Genomic DNA, 16864 nt, shown 5'->3' with positions numbered 1-16864 from the left:
CCGAGCAGCGTGATCTGTGCAGATCAGCAGCCCCTAGAGATGGATTTCAGCAGCCTTGATGCCGAGTAAACGCAGCTCGTCAATCAGGCCATTGAGGTCGGCGAAGGACTCCACCTGCTCCTGGTCATCGACCAGAAAGAAGCTGGTGCCTGCGCCTTTCTTCAACAGCACGATCCACTCCCGGGTATTAGACGGGTTGGCGATGACATGGATATCCAGGAGCAAGCCCTGGGCCTGCTTGCTCCTTATGTCTTCACGACGCATCAGCTGGTGCCTGCTTACTCAACCGTTACGCTCTTGGCCAGGTTGCGCGGCTGGTCAACGTCGGTGCCCTTGAGCACGGCAACATAGTAGGACAGCAGCTGCAGCGGAATGGTGTAGAGGATCGGCGCGAGGGCGTCGTGGATATGCGGCATGTTCACCACGTGGGTGCCCTCGCCATTGCTCATGCCGGCCTGCTGATCGGCAAACACCACCAGCTCGCCGCCACGGGCGCGCACTTCCTGCAGGTTGGATTTGAGCTTTTCCAGCAGCTCGTTGTTCGGTGCCACGGTGACTACTGGCATATCGCTGTCCACCAGCGCCAACGGGCCGTGCTTGAGCTCGCCAGCCGGGTAGGCTTCTGCGTGGATATAGGAAATTTCCTTGAGCTTGAGCGCGCCTTCCATCGCCACCGGGTACTGCGCGCCACGGCCGAGGAACAGGCTGTGGTGCTTCTCGGCGAACAGCTCGGAGACTTTCTCCACCACGCTGTCCATGGCCAGGGCTTCGCCCAGGCGGGTTGGCAGACGGCGCAGCTCTTCTACCAGCTCGGCTTGTAGGGCTTTATCCAGGGTGCCACGCACCTGCCCGAGGGCCAGGGTCAGCAGCATCAATGCCACCAGCTGGGTGGTAAAGGCCTTGGTCGAGGCCACGCCGATTTCCGGGCCAGCCTGGGTCAGCAGAGTCAGGTCAGATTCGCGCACCAGTGAGCTGATGCCGACATTGCAGATCGCCAGGCTGGCCAGGTAGCCCAGCTCCTTACCGTTGCGCAGTGCGGCCAGGGTGTCGGCGGTTTCGCCGGACTGGGAGATGCTGACAAACAGGGTGTCCGGCTGTACCACCACCTTGCGGTAGCGGAACTCGCTGGCTACTTCGATCTGGCAAGGGATGCCAGCCAGACCTTCCAGCCAGTAACGGGCGACCATGCCGGCGTGGTAACTGGTGCCGCAGGCAACGATCTGTACGTTGCGCACCTTGGCGAACAGCTCGGCAGCCTGCGGGCCGAAAGCCTGCACCAGAACGTGGTCGGAACCCAGGCGGCTTTCCAGGGTGCGTTGCACGACCTTGGGCTGCTCATGGATTTCCTTGAGCATAAAGTGGCGGTACTCGCCCTTGTCGGCGGCCTCGGCACCTTCGTGGTACTGCACGCTCTCACGCGTCACCGACTGGCCGGAGGCATCCCAGATCTGCACGCTGTCGCGCTGGATCTCGGCGATATCGCCTTCTTCCAGGTACATAAAACGGTCGGTGACCTGACGCAGAGCCAGCTGATCGGAGGCAAGGAAGTTTTCGCCCAGACCCAGGCCGATCACCAGTGGGCTGCCACTGCGCGCGGCGACCATGCGATCCGGCTGCTTGCTGCTAATCACCGCCAGGCCATAGGCGCCGTGCAGTTGCTTGACCGCCTGTTTCAGCGCAGCAGTCAGGTCTGTTTGCGCTTTGAGGATGTGATCGAGCAGGTGCACGATCACCTCGGTGTCGGTGTCGGAACTGAACACGTAGCCCAGGCCCTTGAGCTCGCTGCGCAGTTCTTCGTGGTTCTCGATGATGCCGTTGTGCACCACCGCCAGGTCATGGCCGGAGAAGTGCGGATGGGCATTGCGCTCGCTCGGCGCACCGTGGGTAGCCCAGCGGGTGTGGGCTATTCCTAAGCGACCGGCCAGTGGTTCAGTGCTCAGCGCGCTTTCCAGCTCGCTGACCTTGCCGACACGACGGCGGCGATCGAGACTGCCCTGCTCGGTCAGCAGCGCCACACCGGCACTGTCATAGCCGCGGTATTCCAGACGCTTGAGGCCTTCAACCAACACAGCGGTGATATTACGTTCAGCGACTGCGCCTACGATGCCACACATAATCTTCTCCTTAAGCTTCAACAGCCGCGCAGATCAGCTTGATGCCGCGCTCGGTTAATTGTTCACGAGCCTCAGGGCTGAGGCGTTCGTCAGTGATCAGGGTATGGATGCTGCTCCAGGGCAGCTCCAGGTTGGGAATCTTGCGGCCGATCTTGTCGCTCTCGACCATCACCACCACTTCGCGGGCCACCTCGGCCATGACCCGGCTCAGGCCGAGCAATTCATTGAAGGTGGTGGTGCCACGGGTCAGGTCGATGCCATCGGCACCGATAAACAGCTGGTCGAAGTCATACGAACGCAGCACCTGCTCGGCGACCTGGCCCTGGAAGGATTCCGAATGCGGGTCCCAGGTGCCGCCGGTCATCAGCAGCACCGGCTCGTGCTCCAGCTCGCTGATGGCACGCGCCACGTTCATCGAGTTGGTCATCACCACCAGACCGGGCTTGTGGCCAAGCTGCGGGATCATCGCCGCGGTGGTGGTGCCACTGTCGATAATGATCCGCGCATGTTCACGAATGCGCGCCACGCCCGCGCGGGCGATGGCCTGCTTGTACTGGGAGATCGGCTGGATATCGCTGATCAGCTCCTGCGGCATCGGCACAGCACCGCCGTAGCGGCGCAGCAGCAAGCCGTTCTTTTCCAGAGCAGCGAGGTCTTTGCGAATGGTCACTTCCGAAGTGGCGAAGGCTTTCGACAACTCATCCACACTCACCTCACCTTGCTCGGCGAGCAGGGCAAGAATGGTGTGTCGACGTTGCGGAGTGTTGCGTTTCGACATTCTAAGTTTCGATTCGAAAGATAATGGCGCGAATCAAAACCTAATGAAGCTTGTCCGTCAAGCGGGAATCGACATCTGGCGATGTGTGCTCAAGCCATTTCAGCGGGTTGGCAGAAGCTGGCTCGGGTCGAGATAGAACATCTTCTTCCAGCCTTGGGTCGACTCGTCCGCCCGCCAAGGCAGCGGCAACAGGCTGACAATCGAGTAATGCAGGTGCGCCGGTTTGCCTCGCGCGTTACCCGTATCGCCCACCGTGCCGAGCACACTGCCGGCCAACAGCGGTTGGCCAGGGTAAGCATCGATGGTGTCTAGATGGGCGTAATAATGCATGCGCCATTTCGGCCCCAGGGCGAGCACCACTTTGCCGCCCTGCGCGATCTCACCGCGAAACAGCACCACGCCATAGCTGGCAGAAAGCACTGGCGTGCCCTGTTTGGCGAAAATATCGATGCCCTTGTGCACGCCGGAGCGGCCCCAGGGCTCGAACCAGAAGGTGCGCGGATGCCAGTCCCGATTACTGGCGCCCTGCACTGGGATCTGCGGCCATTCCGGCAGCATGGCCCAGATCAGAAACAGCGCCGGGATTATCCAGCGTTTGCGTAGCGGCGTCCTTGCCAACTCCATCAGCTCTTCTTGGTCGGGCGCTTCCAGCCCTCGATATTGCGCTGCTTGGCGCGGCCAACGGCCAGGGTGTTATCCGGCACGTCGCCGGTAATCACCGAACCGGCACCGGTGGTGGCGCGATCACCCAGCGTCACCGGCGCAACCAGGGCGCTGTTGGAGCCGATAAACACGTCCTCGCCCAGAACCGTCTTGAACTTGTTGGCGCCGTCGTAATTGCAGGTGATGGTGCCAGCGCCGATATTGGTGCGCGCACCGATCTCGGCGTCGCCCAGGTAGCTCAGGTGCCCGGCCTTGGCACCCTCGCCCATTTTGGCGTTCTTCAGTTCGACGAAGTTACCCACATGGGCTTTGGCGCCCAGTACCGAGCCCGGACGCAGGCGGGCGAATGGACCGCAATCGGCACCCTCGCCCACTTCAGCCCCTTCCAGATGGCTGTTGGCTTTGACGATGGCGCCTTGGCGCAGGACCGAGTTCTTGATCACGCAGTTCGGGCCGATCTGCACACCGTCTTCGATCAGCACTTGGCCCTCGAGGATCACGTTGATATCGATCGACACATCACGGCCTACCGTGACTTCGCCGCGCAGATCGAAACGCGCCGGATCGATCAGGGTCACGCCCTGCACCATCAACCGACGCGCGGCGCGGTATTGATAGTGACGCTCCAGCTGCGACAGCTGGATGCGGTCGTTGGCACCCAGCACTTCCATCTCGTCAGCCGCCTGCTCAGTAGCGACGACCAGACCATCGGCCACCGCCATGGCAATCACGTCGGTGAGGTAGTACTCGCCCTGGGCGTTGCTGTTGGACAGACGACCGAGCCAATCGCCGAGTTTTTTCCCCGGCACGGCGAGGATGCCAGTGTTGCCTTCACGGATCAGGCGTTGTTCAGCGCTGGCGTCCTTGTGCTCGACGATGGCCTTCACCACGCCCTGCTCATCGCGGACGATACGGCCATAGCCGGTTGGATCGTTCAAGTTAACGGTCAACAGACCAAGCTGTTGTTCGCTGACTTGTTGCAGCAGACGCTGCAGGGTTTCCACTTCGATCAGCGGCACATCGCCGTAAAGAATCAGCACACGCTCGGCGCTCAATGCCGGCAACGCCTGGGCCACAGCATGACCAGTGCCAAGCTGCTCGCTCTGCAGCACGAAATTCAGGTCATCCGCCGCCAGCTGCTCACGCACCCGCTCCGCACCATGACCAATCACCACATGAATGCCTTGCGGTTTCAGCAGACGGGCCGTGTCGATCACATGACCAAGCATGGATTTGCCGGCAACCGGGTGCAGGACTTTCGGCAAGGCGGAACGCATACGGGTGCCTTGGCCGGCGGCGAGGATAACGATATCGAGCGACATAAGAGCAGATTCCAGGCAGACGAAGGCGGGCTAAATCCCTAGCCCGACCCACTGAAAAGGTAAAAACAGCAGGCAAAGAAAAAGGGTAGCCAAGGCTACCCTTTTACTCGTTTGCGATGAAGCGCCGGAATTAACCGCCGAACTTCTTGCGCAACTGCTGAACGGTACGCAGCTGAGCCGCGACCTCGGCCAGGTGAGCAGCAGCGGAACCGTAGTCGAACTCCGCGCCTTTCTCATTCAAGGCTTTCTCGGCAGCCCGGAGGGCTTCCTGAGCAGCAGCTTCATCGATATCGGCAGCACGCTGCACGGTATCGGCGAGAACTTTCACCACACTCGGCTGAACTTCGAGGAAGCCGCCGGAGATGTAGAACACCTCGGCTTCGCCACCCAGCTTGACCAGACGAATCGGACCCGGTTTGAGGTCGGTGATCAGCGGCGCGTGGCCTGGAGCGATACCGAGATCACCCAGGTTACCGTGCGCAATCACCATCTCGACCAGACCGGAGAAGATCTCGCCTTCTGCGCTGACGATGTCGCAATGGACTGTCATAGCCATGTCTAACCTCACGTATCGATCTGCCTACACACTACTACGCGTATCGGCAGACCGTAAGCGCCCGTTGCCGGGCGCACGGGTGATTACAGTTTCTTCGCTTTCTCGACAGCTTCTTCGATGCTGCCAACCATGTAGAACGCCTGCTCTGGCAGGTGATCGTAGTCACCTTTCAGAATGCCGCTGAAGCCAGCAATGGTGTCCTTCAGGGAAACGTACTTGCCTGGCGAACCGGTGAAGACTTCGGCCACGAAGAACGGCTGGGACAGGAAGCGCTGGATCTTACGAGCACGGGATACCAGTTGCTTGTCTGCTTCGGACAGTTCGTCCATACCCAGAATCGCGATGATGTCCTTCAGCTCTTTGTAGCGCTGCAGTACGTACTGCACGCCGCGAGCGGTGTCGTAGTGCTCCTGGCCGATAACCATCGGGTCCAGCTGGCGCGACGTCGAGTCGAGTGGATCAACCGCTGGGTAGATACCCAGGGAAGCGATGTCACGGGACAGTACAACGGTGGCGTCCAAGTGGGCGAAGGTGGTCGCCGGGCTTGGGTCGGTCAGGTCGTCCGCAGGTACGTATACGGCCTGGATCGAAGTGATCGAACCGGTCTTGGTCGAAGTAATACGCTCTTGCAGAACGCCCATTTCTTCGGCCAGGGTCGGCTGGTAACCCACCGCGGAAGGCATACGGCCCAGCAGTGCGGATACTTCGGTACCGGCCAGGGTGTAACGGTAGATGTTGTCCACGAAGAACAGAACATCACGGCCTTCGTCACGGAACTTCTCGGCCATGGTCAGGCCGGTCAGTGCTACGCGCAGACGGTTGCCTGGTGGCTCGTTCATCTGACCGTAAACCAGGGCTACCTTGTCGAGAACGTTGGAGTCCTTCATCTCATGGTAGAAGTCGTTACCCTCACGAGTACGCTCACCCACACCGGCGAACACGGAATAACCGCTGTGCTCGATGGCGATGTTACGGATCAGTTCCATCATGTTTACGGTTTTGCCTACACCGGCACCACCGAACAGACCGACTTTACCGCCCTTGGCGAACGGGCAAACCAGGTCGATAACCTTGATGCCGGTTTCCAGCAGCTCGTTGGAGCCAGCTTGTTCAGCATAGGAAGGCGCGGCACGGTGAATGCCCCAACGCTCTTCTTCGCCAATCGGGCCAGCTTCGTCGATCGGGTTGCCCAGCACGTCCATGATACGGCCCAGGGTTTTCACCCCAACCGGTACCTGGATACCTGCGCCAGTGCTGCCGACATTCAGGCCACGCTTGAGGCCTTCGGTCGAACCCATTGCAATGGTACGTACCACGCCGTCGCCCAGCTGCTGCTGAACTTCCAGGGTGGTTTCGGCGCCGTCTACTTTCAGCGCTTCATAAACACTCGGCACTTGATCACGCGGGAATTCCACGTCGATAACGGCGCCGATGATTTGAACGATACGTCCGCTACTCATCTTTGGTTCCTCTGAATATTTGAACCGTGCTTAAACCGCGGCAGCGCCGCCGACGATTTCCGAAATTTCCTGGGTGATCGCTGCTTGACGTGCCTTGTTGTAAACCAACTGCAGGTCTTTGATCAGATCGCCAGCGTTGTCGGTGGCGTTCTTCATCGCGATCATCCGGGCCGCTTGTTCAGCCGCATTGTTCTCAACCACCGCCTGATACACCTGCGACTCCACGTAACGCACCATCAAGCCGTCGAGCAGCTGTTTGGCGTCGGGTTCGTACAGGTAATCCCAGTGATGCTTGAGATCCTGATCCGGATCAGCCACCAGCGGAATCAACTGCTCCACTGTCGGCTTTTGCGTCATGGTATTGATGAACTTGTTCGAGACCACGGACAAACGATCGATGCGACCATCGAGGTAGGCATCGAGCATTACCTTGACGCTACCGATCAGATCATTGATCGACGGTTCCTCGCCCAGGTGGCTGATCGCAGCAACGATGTTGCCACCAAAGTTGCGGAAGAATGCCGCACCCTTGCTGCCAACCACGCAGAGATCGATCTCCACGCCTTGCTCGCGATTGCTCGCCATGTCCTTGACCAGAGCCTTGAACAGGTTGGTGTTCAGACCACCACACAGACCACGGTCCGAGCTCACCACGACATAACCTACACGCTTAACTTCGCGCTCGATCATGAACGGATGACGGTATTCCGGGTTGGCGTTGGCCAGATGACCAATAACCTGGCGGATACGCTCCGCATAGGGACGGCTAGCAGCCATGCGCATTTGTGCCTTGCGCATTTTGCTGACCGCCACCTTTTCCATGGCGCTGGTGATCTTCTGCGTGCTTTTGATGCTCGCAATCTTGCTGCGAATCTCTTTTGCGCCTGCCATTTGACACCTATCGGGTTAGCAAGCGGAGACCTCGCGGCCCCCGCTGCGGCTTACCAGGTTTGGGTGGCCTTGAACTTCTCGATACCGGCTTTCAGGCCAGCGTCGATTTCGTCGTTAAAGTCACCCTTCTCGTTGATCTTCGCCAGCAGTGCGGCGTGATCCCGGTTGAAGTAAGCAATCAGGGCCTGCTCGAATGCACCAATCTTGGCGACTTCGATATCGACCAGGAAACCACGCTCGGCGGCATACAGCGACAGCGACATGTCAGCGATCGACATCGGCGCATATTGCTTCTGCTTCATCAGCTCGGTAACGCGCTGACCGTGCTCAAGCTGCTTACGGGTGGCTTCGTCCAGGTCAGAAGCAAACTGGGCGAATGCCGCCAGTTCACGGTACTGAGCCAGAGCGGTACGGATACCACCGGAGAGCTTCTTGATGATCTTGGTCTGTGCAGCACCACCCACGCGGGATACCGAAATACCGGCGTTGACCGCAGGACGGATACCCGAGTTGAACATGGCCGATTCCAGGAAGATCTGGCCGTCGGTGATCGAGATCACGTTGGTCGGAACGAACGCGGAAACGTCGCCAGCTTGGGTTTCGATGATCGGCAGAGCGGTCAGGGAACCGGTTTTGCCAGTCACAGCGCCATTGGTGAACTTCTCGACGTACTCTTCGGAAACGCGCGATGCGCGCTCCAGCAGACGGCTGTGGAGATAGAACACGTCGCCTGGGTAGGCTTCACGGCCTGGCGGACGGCGCAGCAGCAGGGAAATCTGGCGGTAGGCCACTGCTTGCTTGGACAGATCGTCATAAACGATCAGCGCGTCTTCACCGCGGTCGCGGAAGTATTCGCCCATGGTGCAACCGGCGTACGGTGCAATGAACTGCAGTGCAGCGGATTCGGAAGCGGAAGCCGCGACAACGATGGTGTTAGCCAGCGCGCCGTTTTCTTCCAGCTTGCGTACCACGTTGGCGATGGTCGATTGCTTCTGACCAACAGCTACGTAGACGCACTTAATGCCGCTGTTTTTCTGGTTGATGATGGCGTCGATGGCCAGAGCGGTTTTACCGATCTGACGGTCACCGATGATCAGCTCACGCTGGCCACGGCCAACCGGGATCATGGCGTCAACCGACTTGTAACCGGTCTGTACCGGCTGGTCGACCGACTTACGCCAGATCACGCCCGGCGCAACCTTTTCAACAGCGTCGGTAGCGACGTTGTTCAGCGGGCCTTTGCCGTCAATTGGGTTGCCCAGTGCGTCAACGACGCGGCCCAGCAGTTCCGGACCAACCGGAACTTCGAGGATGCGACCGGTGCACTTGGCGCTCATGCCTTCGGCGAGGGTGGTATAAGCACCCAGCACTACAGCACCTACGGAGTCTTGCTCCAGGTTCAGTGCCATACCGTAGACACTGCCCGGGAACTCGATCATTTCGCCGTACATCACATCGGCGAGACCGTGAATGCGCACGATACCGTCGGAGACGGACACGATGGTGCCTTCGTTACGGGCTTGAGAGGCGACATCGAGTTTCTCGATACGCCCCTTGATGATTTCACTAATTTCGGAAGGATTGAGTTGCTGCATAGCTCTGCTGCCCCTTCAAACTCAAGATTTCAATGCTTCGGCCAGCTTCGCGATTTTGCCGCGAACTGAGCCATCGATAACCAGGTCGCCGGCGCGGATCACAACACCACCGATGAGGGTGGCATCTTCCGCGGCGTGCAGACGCACTTCTCGGCCGAGCCGTGCACTGAGAACCTTGGCGAGTTTGTCTTGCTGTTCATCGCTCAATGCGAAGGCACTGGTAACGTCCACATCAATCGACTTTTCCTGCTCGGCCTTGTACAGCTCGAACAGTTCAACGATCTGTGGCAACAGGGCCAGACGATCGTTTTCAGCGACGATATGAATGAAATTGCGTACCTGGGCGTCGAACTTGTCACCACACACCTCGACAAAGGTGGTGGCCTTGTCTGTACACGTCAAACGCGGAGCCTTGAGCACGCGCTGCATGGTGTCGTCTTGCGACACCGCTGCAGCCAGGCCGAGCATGGCTGACCAATTGGCCAGTTGCTGGTGGGCCTGGGCGTACTCGAAAGCAGCCTTAGCGTAAGGTCGGGCCAGCGTGGTCAGTTCTGCCATGATCGCGCCCCTCGCTTAAATTTCGGCTGCCAGTTTGGAAACCAGCTCCGCATGCGCGTTTTGGTCGATAGATGCGCCCAGGATCTTCTCGGCACCGCTAACGGCCAGGCTACCCAGTTGGGCACGCAGCGCGTCTTTGACACCGTTGATTTCCTGCTCGATCTCGGCCTGAGCCTGAGCCTTCACACGGTCAGCTTCGACGCGGGCCTGTTCACGGGCTTCGTCGACGATCTGGGTACCGCGTTTCTTGGCTTGCTCAATGATCTCGGCTGCCTGGCTTTTGGCTTCGCGCAGTTGCTGACCCACTTTCTCTTGGGCCAACTCCAGGTCACGAGCCGCACGGCTAGCAGCGTCCAGGCCGTCTGCGATCTTCTTCTGACGTTCTTGCAAAGCCGCAATGACCGGAGGCCACACGTACTTCATGCAGAACAGCACGAAGATGAAGAAGGCAACGGACTGGCCAATCAGGGTTGCATTAATGTTCACGCCAACACCTCGCTCGTTCGTTGTCTATCCAGCTAATCAACTCGAAAGAGTCGATTAGGCTGGGATTTGACCGATGAACGGGTTAGCGAAGGTGAAGAACAGTGCGATACCAACACCGATCATGGTCACGGCGTCGAGCAGACCAGCGACGATGAACATTTTCACTTGCAGCATCGGAACCATTTCCGGCTGACGCGCAGCGCCTTCCAGGAATTTTCCGCCCAGCAGGCCGAAACCAATGGCGGTACCCAGGGCACCCAGGCCAATCAGCAGTGCAACAGCGATAGCGGTCAGACCAACTACAGTTTCCATCTTTCCTCCCGACTTTTTATGTCGTATTGGTTAAGGTTTTCTAAGGTAAAGCAGTAAAGCAAATCGGTACTTCTGGTTGCCCTTGCGGGCGTCCACTGCGAGCGCCTAAGCGCTCTTAGTGGTTGTCTTCGTGCGCCATCGACAGGTAGACGATGGTCAGCATCATGAAGATGAACGCCTGCAGCACGATGATCAGGATGTGGAACACCGCCCACGCCCACTGCAGGGCAACACCCAGCGCGCCGAGCAGCAGACCGCCGCCGAACATGATCGCGATGAGGATGAAGATCAGCTCGCCGGCATACAGGTTGCCGAACAGTCGCAGTGCCAGGGAAATCGGCTTGGCGATCAGGGTGACGAACTCAAGCAGGAAGTTGACCGGAATCAGCAGCGCCTGAACCACGATGTTCTTGCTGCCGAACGGGTGCAGGGTCAGCTCGCCGATGAAACCGCCAATGCCTTTGACCTTGATGCTGTAGTACAGGATCAGGGCGAATACCGACAGGGCCAGGCCCAGGGTGGCGTTCGGGTCAGTGGTCGGCACGACGCGGAAGTACAGGTGCGGATCACCAGCCAGTTTGGCAGCCAGCATCGGCAACCAGTCCACCGGTACCAGGTCCATGAAGTTCATCAGGAAGACCCAGACGAAGATGGTCAGGGCCAACGGGGCGATCAGGGCGTTGCGGCCGTGGAAGGTGTCCTTGACGCTGCCGTCAACGAACTCAACCAGCACTTCAACAAAGTTCTGCAGCTTGCCCGGTTGCCCGGAAGTGGCACGCTTGGCAGCGGCACGGAACAGCAGAATAAAGATCAGGCCCAGCACGACAGAGACTGCCAGGGTGTCTACGTGAAATGCCCAGAAGCCCATTTCCTGAGCTTCTTTAGCGGTGTGGGCAAAACTCCAGCCGTTGACCGGGTGCTGACCGTAGGTCAGGTTGGTCAAGTGGTGCTGGATATAACCCGAAGCGGTTTCTGCTGCTGCCATATATCCCTCGAGCGCTAAGGTCTTAAAAGTCTTGTTTTCATCAGCAGGGGCGAAAACCAATTGACCAACTGGGTCAGAAAGAACACGCCAAATACAGCCAGCGGTTCCAGAGGTTTCACACCTGCAAAGGTCAGTGCAAACAGCACTGCCGTTAAAACCAGTTTGCCCGCCTCACCGGCATAAAAAGACCGGACGATGGCTTGAGCAGCCCGCGCTCCACTGAAACGGAACGCCTTGTGGGCAAAATACAGATTTGGCAGCCAGGCAATCAGGCCACCACACAACCCCGAGTAACCGGCTACTGCGCCTTGCCACTGCCATAACACCAGGGCCAGAAGCAGCAGAACCAGGAGTTGCACCAGCAGTACCGGGAAAACAGCAAGGCGATGGAAGGGCAGGCGATTCGGCGTGCGAACGTCCATCTTGTTTTCCTGAAAGCTGAACTCGGGCGTCGGCACCTTGAAATCAATAACTTGGCATACTTTGTGCCGACGAAATGCGCGCAGAGTATAGGGGGGCTTCCCCCCCCATTCAACTGCCGGGTAGTGATTTCCGACTAGTCGCTACATGCGCAATTGTTTCAGCGAATGTGGGCCAGGACACCCTGCAGTTCATCCAGCGAGCTGTAGCTGATCACCAGTTGCCCTTTGCCCTTCTGACCATGCTTGATCTGCACCGGCGAGCCCAGGCGCTCGGCCAGGCGCTGTTCCAGACGGGTGATGTCCGGGTCGGTTTTAGCCACTGCCGCAGGCTTGTCTTTGCTGTTCAGCCACTGCCTAACCAGGGCTTCGGTCTGACGTACCGTGAGGCCTCGTGCGACAACGTGTCGCGCACCTTCAGTCTGCTGTTCGGCAGGTAATCCGAGCAGGGCACGGGCATGGCCCATTTCCAGATCCCCATGGGACAGCAGGGTCTTGATCTCTTCCGGCAGGGCGATCAGGCGCAGCAGATTGCTGATGGTCACCCGCGACTTACCCACAGCATCGGCGACCTGCTGCTGGGTCAGCTCGAACTCCTGCTGCAAGCGCTGCAGGGCCACCGCTTCTTCAATTGGATTGAGGTCTTCGCGCTGGATGTTCTCGATCAGCGCCATGGCAATGGCAGCTTCATCCGGCAATTCGCGAACCATGGCTGGAATCCTGTCCAGGCCGGCCTGCTGACTGGCACGCCAGCGGCGTTCACCTGCAACAATCTCGAAACGCTCGCCGCCAATCGGACGGATCACGATGGGCTGCATCACGCCATGTACCCTGATCGAGGCGGCCAGTTCTTCCAGGGCTGTGGCATCCATGTCACGGCGCGGCTGATATTTGCCGCGCTGGATCAGATCCAGAGGCACGTGCTGCAGTTCACGGCTGTCGACCTGCGCGGCTTCTTCCTGCAACGCGCTGACGCTGCTGCCACCCAGCAGGGCATCCAGACCGCGTCCCAGTCCTCGTTTTTTCACAGCCATGGGTATTTCCTTATGCGGTTGCAGTGTGGGCGCTAGCACGCTGGCGGCGCACCACTTCGCCAGCCAGAGCCAGGTAGGCAAGCGCACCACGAGATTGCTTGTCATACACCAACGCCGGCATGCCGAAGCTCGGCGCTTCGGCGAGGCGCACGTTACGCGGAATGACCGCGTCATAAAGCTTGTCGCCAAAGTGTTGCTTGAGCTGGGCGCTGACATCGTTGGTCAGGCTGATGCGCGGGTCATACATGGTGCGCAGCAGACCTTCGATCTTCAGATTGGGATTGAGCAACTCGGCGATGCGCTGAATGCTGTTGACCAGATCGGACAAACCTTCCAGTGCGTAGTACTCGCACTGCATGGGGATGATCACCCCGTCGGCAGCCACCAGGGCGTTGACCGTAAGCATCGACAGCGCCGGCGGGCAGTCGATGAGGATGTAATCATAATTTTCACGGATCGGCGCCAATGCATAACGCAGGCGGCTTTCCTTCATTTTCATTTCCAGCAGCGAGACTTCTGCGGCGGTCAGGTCGCGGTTGGCAGGCAGCAATTGGTAACCGCCGTGCTCGGAAAACTGCATGGCATCGACCAGGTTGCATTCGCCGATCAGCACGTCGTAGATCGAATGCTCCAGCGCATGCTTATCCACACCACTGCCCATGGTTGCGTTGCCCTGGGGGTCGAGGTCGATCAGCAGCACACGGCGCTTGGTCGCCACCAGCGAGGCAGCCAGATTGATGCAGGTGGTGGTTTTGCCCACACCGCCTTTCTGGTTAGCGATTGCGAATACCTTAGCCATGCTGCCGTTCCCCCTAGACCGAGCGACGCAGTATCAACAGATGGCGCTGACCTTGGCAACCGGGAACCTTGAGGACATGAGTGCTGCTGAGACGGAAGTCCGATGGCAGGGCCTGCAGTTCGTCATCCGGGTGCACACCTTTCATCGCCAGCCACTCGCTATTGCTGTCGCCGAGATGACGAGTCCAGTTGCTGAAGTCCTCCAGCGAACTGAACGCCCGTGAGCAGATGCCAGCAAACGACACGTCGGGTCGGAACTCTTCAACCCGGCTGTGGATAACTTGCAGATTGGCCAGTTTCAGCTCCAGTTTCACCTGCGTCAGGAAGCGGGTCTTCTTGCCGTTGGAGTCGAGCAGGGTGAACTGCCGCTCGGGAAACAGAATGGCCAGCGGAATGCCTGGCATACCGCCGCCACTGCCGACGTCCAGCCAGCTGTTACCGCGCTCGGCGACGAAAGGCACCACCGACAGGCTGTCGAGCAGGTGGCGCGAGACCATTTCATCCGGGTCGCGCACCGCAGTGAGGTTGTAGGCCTTGTTCCATTTGATCAGCAGGGCCAGATAGGCGAGCAACTGCTCGTGCTGCTGTGCGCTGAGTTCAACACCCAGCTCCAGAGCGCCCTGGCTGAGTTCTTCGGCATGGCGTGCGGTGACCAACGACATCAGGCGCTGTGCTCCAACTGCTGACCGGCAGTGCGCTTTTTCAGGTGGATCAGCAGCAAGGAAATCGCCGCTGGGGTGACTCCGGGAATCCGCGAGGCCTGGCCCAAGGTTTCCGGGCGGCTGTTGCCGAGTTTGTGCTGGATTTCCTTGGACAGCCCGGAAATCGCCGCATAGTCGATATCGCTCGGCAACTTAGTGTTTTCACTGGCGCGCAGGCGGGCAATTTCGTCCTGCTGGCGGTCGATATAGCCGGCGTACTTGGTCTTGATTTCGACCTGTTCGGCCACCTGTGGATCTTGCGCACCACCACCGGTGATAGCCACCAGCCCGGCGTAATCGATTTCCGGACGCGAAAGCAGGTTGAGCAGATTGTACTCATGGGTCAGCGGTGTACCGAACTGCTCGGCAATCGCATCACCCTGGGGCGTCCCCGGACGCACCCATGTGCTTTTCAGGCGCTGTTCTTCTTGAATGATGCCTTCACGCTTGGCTTCGAAGGCGGCCCAGCGCACATCATCGACCAGACCCAGCTCGCGGCCTTTCTCGGTCAGGCGCAGGTCGGCATTGTCTTCGCGCAGGATCAGCCGGTATTCGGCGCGCGAGGTGAACATGCGGTACGGCTCCTGGGTACCCAGGGTGATCAGGTCATCGACCAACACGCCAATGTAAGCCTCATCGCGACGCGGGCACCAACTGTCTTTGCCCTGGGCGCGCAGCGCAGCGTTACAGCCCGCGAGCAAACCTTGCGCACCGGCTTCTTCGTAACCGGTGGTGCCGTTGATCTGCCCGGCGAAGAACAACCCGGCAATCACCTTGGTTTCCAGGCTGTACTTGAGATCACGCGGGTCGAAATAGTCGTACTCGATGGCGTAGCCGGGACGCACGATATGCGCGTTTTCCATGCCGCGAATGCTGCGCACAATCTGCAGCTGCACATCGAACGGCAGCGAGGTGGAAATGCCATTCGGATACAGCTCGTGGGTATTCAGGCCTTCGGGCTCGATAAATACCTGATGGCTGTCTTTGTCGGCGAAGCGGTGGATCTTGTCTTCGATCGACGGACAGTAGCGCGGACCAACACCTTCGATCACGCCGGAATACATCGGCGAGCGGTCGAGGTTGGCCGCAATGATTTCGTGGGTGCGCGCGTTGGTATGGGTGATCCAGCAGCTGATCTGGCGTGGCTGCTGCTCGGCGCGACCGAGGAACGACATCAACGGTGTCGGTGTATCGCCTGGCTGTTCGGTCATCACCGAGAAATCCACCGATCGACCATCGATGCGTGGCGGCGTACCGGTTTTCAGACGACCAACGCGCAGCGGCAACTCACGCAGACGATGCGCTAGTGCAATCGAAGGCGGATCACCGGCGCGACCGCCGGAGTAGTTCTGCAGACCGATGTGGATAAGTCCACCGAGGAAGGTGCCTGTGGTCAACACCACGGAATCTGCGAGGAAACGCAGGCCCATCTGGGTGACTACACCTTTGACTTCGGCGTTTTCGACGATCAGGTCATCAGCTGCTTGCTGAAATATCCACAGGTTGGCCTGGTTTTCCAGGGTTTCGCGAATTGCGGCTTTGTAAAGCACACGGTCGGCCTGAGCGCGGGTGGCGCGCACTGCCGGACCTTTGCGGCTGTTCAACACGCGGAACTGAATGCCACCGCGGTCGGTGGCTTCAGCCATGGCACCGCCGAGGGCGTCGATTTCCTTGACCAGATGGCTTTTGCCGATACCGCCAATAGCGGGGTTACAGCTCATCTGCCCAAGGGTTTCCACGTTATGGGTCAGCAGCAGGGTTTTGACACCCATGCGTGCTGCCGCCAATGCGGCTTCGGTACCGGCATGGCCACCACCGATGACGATCACCTGAAAACGGGAAGGGAAATCCACCACGCACCTCGTGCCTGTTGAGAATTGGGGGGCTTTTGGGATGAAAAGCTGGAAAGGCGGCAAGTATAGGGACTAAGCCAGTGTGAATGAAGCCTTTTGCACAAAAAATAGCCAGCTGGCAAAGGGCTGTGTAGGTGTGTCGGTTAATAAAGAATAAATGAATGAATTTTTATAAAGCCTTGTTTATATGTTTATTACTTAGCAACAGCTTTTCTGTGGATAGATTGCTACAGACCAATAAATTAAAGGCTTTCAGTGTTTAAAAAGTCTGTGCTGATCCTGACGCCTGCCTGTTCAGTTGCCGTACGCAAGCTGTGGATGAAACCTATGGTTATCCAC

18 protein-coding genes are annotated in these 16864 nt (G+C 58.9%); all 18 read right to left on the bottom strand.

The window, feature by feature from the left end; all coding sequences use genetic code 11:
• Positions 1-33: 33 nt before the first annotated feature.
• Entirely contained in the window at positions 34-264 is a 231-nt protein-coding gene (locus IOD17_RS00140; RefSeq protein WP_233683099.1) for a hypothetical protein, read from the bottom strand.
• A 14-nt stretch (positions 265-278) separates the two neighbouring features.
• Complete coding sequence (gene glmS / locus IOD17_RS00135) at positions 279-2114, bottom strand: glutamine--fructose-6-phosphate transaminase (isomerizing) (protein WP_233683098.1); 1836 nt, start codon at positions 2112-2114, stop codon at positions 279-281.
• Between the two features lie 10 nt (positions 2115-2124).
• Positions 2125-2892: a DeoR/GlpR family DNA-binding transcription regulator gene (locus IOD17_RS00130; RefSeq protein WP_233683097.1), complete on the bottom strand. Its 768-nt coding sequence runs from the start codon at positions 2890-2892 to the stop codon at positions 2125-2127.
• A 99-nt stretch (positions 2893-2991) separates the two neighbouring features.
• Positions 2992-3516 (bottom strand): M23 family metallopeptidase, encoded by a 525-nt coding sequence (locus IOD17_RS00125; protein ID WP_233683096.1) that lies wholly within the window; start codon positions 3514-3516, stop codon positions 2992-2994.
• Complete coding sequence (gene glmU / locus IOD17_RS00120) at positions 3516-4877, bottom strand: bifunctional UDP-N-acetylglucosamine diphosphorylase/glucosamine-1-phosphate N-acetyltransferase GlmU (protein ID WP_233683095.1); 1362 nt, start codon at positions 4875-4877, stop codon at positions 3516-3518. The genes IOD17_RS00125 and glmU overlap by 1 nt, the downstream gene beginning before the upstream one ends.
• A gap of 130 nt (positions 4878-5007) precedes the next feature.
• The gene (locus IOD17_RS00115) at positions 5008-5433 is read right to left on the bottom strand and encodes a F0F1 ATP synthase subunit epsilon (protein WP_160013932.1); all 426 of its coding nucleotides are present in this window, start codon (positions 5431-5433) and stop codon (positions 5008-5010) included.
• A gap of 83 nt (positions 5434-5516) precedes the next feature.
• A complete protein-coding gene (gene atpD, locus IOD17_RS00110) occupies positions 5517-6893 on the bottom strand; it encodes a F0F1 ATP synthase subunit beta (RefSeq protein ID WP_233683094.1) in 1377 nt (458 codons plus the stop codon).
• Between the two features lie 30 nt (positions 6894-6923).
• On the bottom strand, positions 6924-7784 hold the full coding sequence (gene atpG, locus IOD17_RS00105) for a F0F1 ATP synthase subunit gamma (protein ID WP_160013934.1): 861 nt from the start codon (positions 7782-7784) through the stop codon (positions 6924-6926).
• Positions 7785-7834: 50 nt separating this feature from the next.
• Positions 7835-9379, bottom strand: a complete 1545-nt coding sequence (gene atpA, locus IOD17_RS00100) for a F0F1 ATP synthase subunit alpha (RefSeq protein ID WP_233683093.1) — start codon at positions 9377-9379, stop codon at positions 7835-7837.
• 21 nt (positions 9380-9400) lie between these two features.
• Positions 9401-9937: a F0F1 ATP synthase subunit delta gene (locus IOD17_RS00095; protein ID WP_233683092.1), complete on the bottom strand. Its 537-nt coding sequence runs from the start codon at positions 9935-9937 to the stop codon at positions 9401-9403.
• Between the two features lie 15 nt (positions 9938-9952).
• Positions 9953-10423 (bottom strand): F0F1 ATP synthase subunit B, encoded by a 471-nt coding sequence (locus IOD17_RS00090; protein ID WP_233683091.1) that lies wholly within the window; start codon positions 10421-10423, stop codon positions 9953-9955.
• A 54-nt stretch (positions 10424-10477) separates the two neighbouring features.
• Entirely contained in the window at positions 10478-10735 is a 258-nt protein-coding gene (atpE, locus tag IOD17_RS00085; protein WP_220815806.1) for a F0F1 ATP synthase subunit C, read from the bottom strand.
• Positions 10736-10850: 115 nt separating this feature from the next.
• Positions 10851-11720 (bottom strand): F0F1 ATP synthase subunit A, encoded by an 870-nt coding sequence (gene atpB / locus IOD17_RS00080; RefSeq protein ID WP_233683090.1) that lies wholly within the window; start codon positions 11718-11720, stop codon positions 10851-10853.
• Between the two features lie 14 nt (positions 11721-11734).
• Complete coding sequence (locus IOD17_RS00075; RefSeq protein ID WP_233683089.1) at positions 11735-12142, bottom strand: F0F1 ATP synthase subunit I; 408 nt, start codon at positions 12140-12142, stop codon at positions 11735-11737.
• 158 nt (positions 12143-12300) lie between these two features.
• Positions 12301-13173, bottom strand: coding sequence for a ParB/RepB/Spo0J family partition protein (locus IOD17_RS00070; protein WP_233683088.1), 873 nt, complete (start codon positions 13171-13173; stop codon positions 12301-12303).
• Positions 13174-13183: 10 nt separating this feature from the next.
• A complete protein-coding gene (locus IOD17_RS00065; protein WP_233683087.1) occupies positions 13184-13972 on the bottom strand; it encodes a ParA family protein in 789 nt (262 codons plus the stop codon).
• Positions 13973-13985: 13 nt separating this feature from the next.
• Positions 13986-14633 carry a 16S rRNA (guanine(527)-N(7))-methyltransferase RsmG gene (rsmG, locus tag IOD17_RS00060; RefSeq protein WP_233683086.1) on the bottom strand — a complete coding sequence of 216 codons (648 nt, stop codon included), beginning with the start codon at positions 14631-14633 and terminating at the stop codon, positions 13986-13988.
• Positions 14633-16525, bottom strand: coding sequence for a tRNA uridine-5-carboxymethylaminomethyl(34) synthesis enzyme MnmG (mnmG, locus tag IOD17_RS00055; RefSeq protein ID WP_233683085.1), 1893 nt, complete (start codon positions 16523-16525; stop codon positions 14633-14635). Before mnmG ends, rsmG begins: the two co-directional genes overlap by 1 nt.
• Between the last annotated feature and the right edge of the window lie 339 nt (positions 16526-16864).

The organism is Pseudomonas anguilliseptica, assembly GCF_021375795.1.
Taxonomy (GTDB): Bacteria; Pseudomonadota; Gammaproteobacteria; order Pseudomonadales; family Pseudomonadaceae; genus Aquipseudomonas; species Aquipseudomonas anguilliseptica_A.
This window is presented reverse-complemented; position numbering and strand designations above follow the sequence as displayed.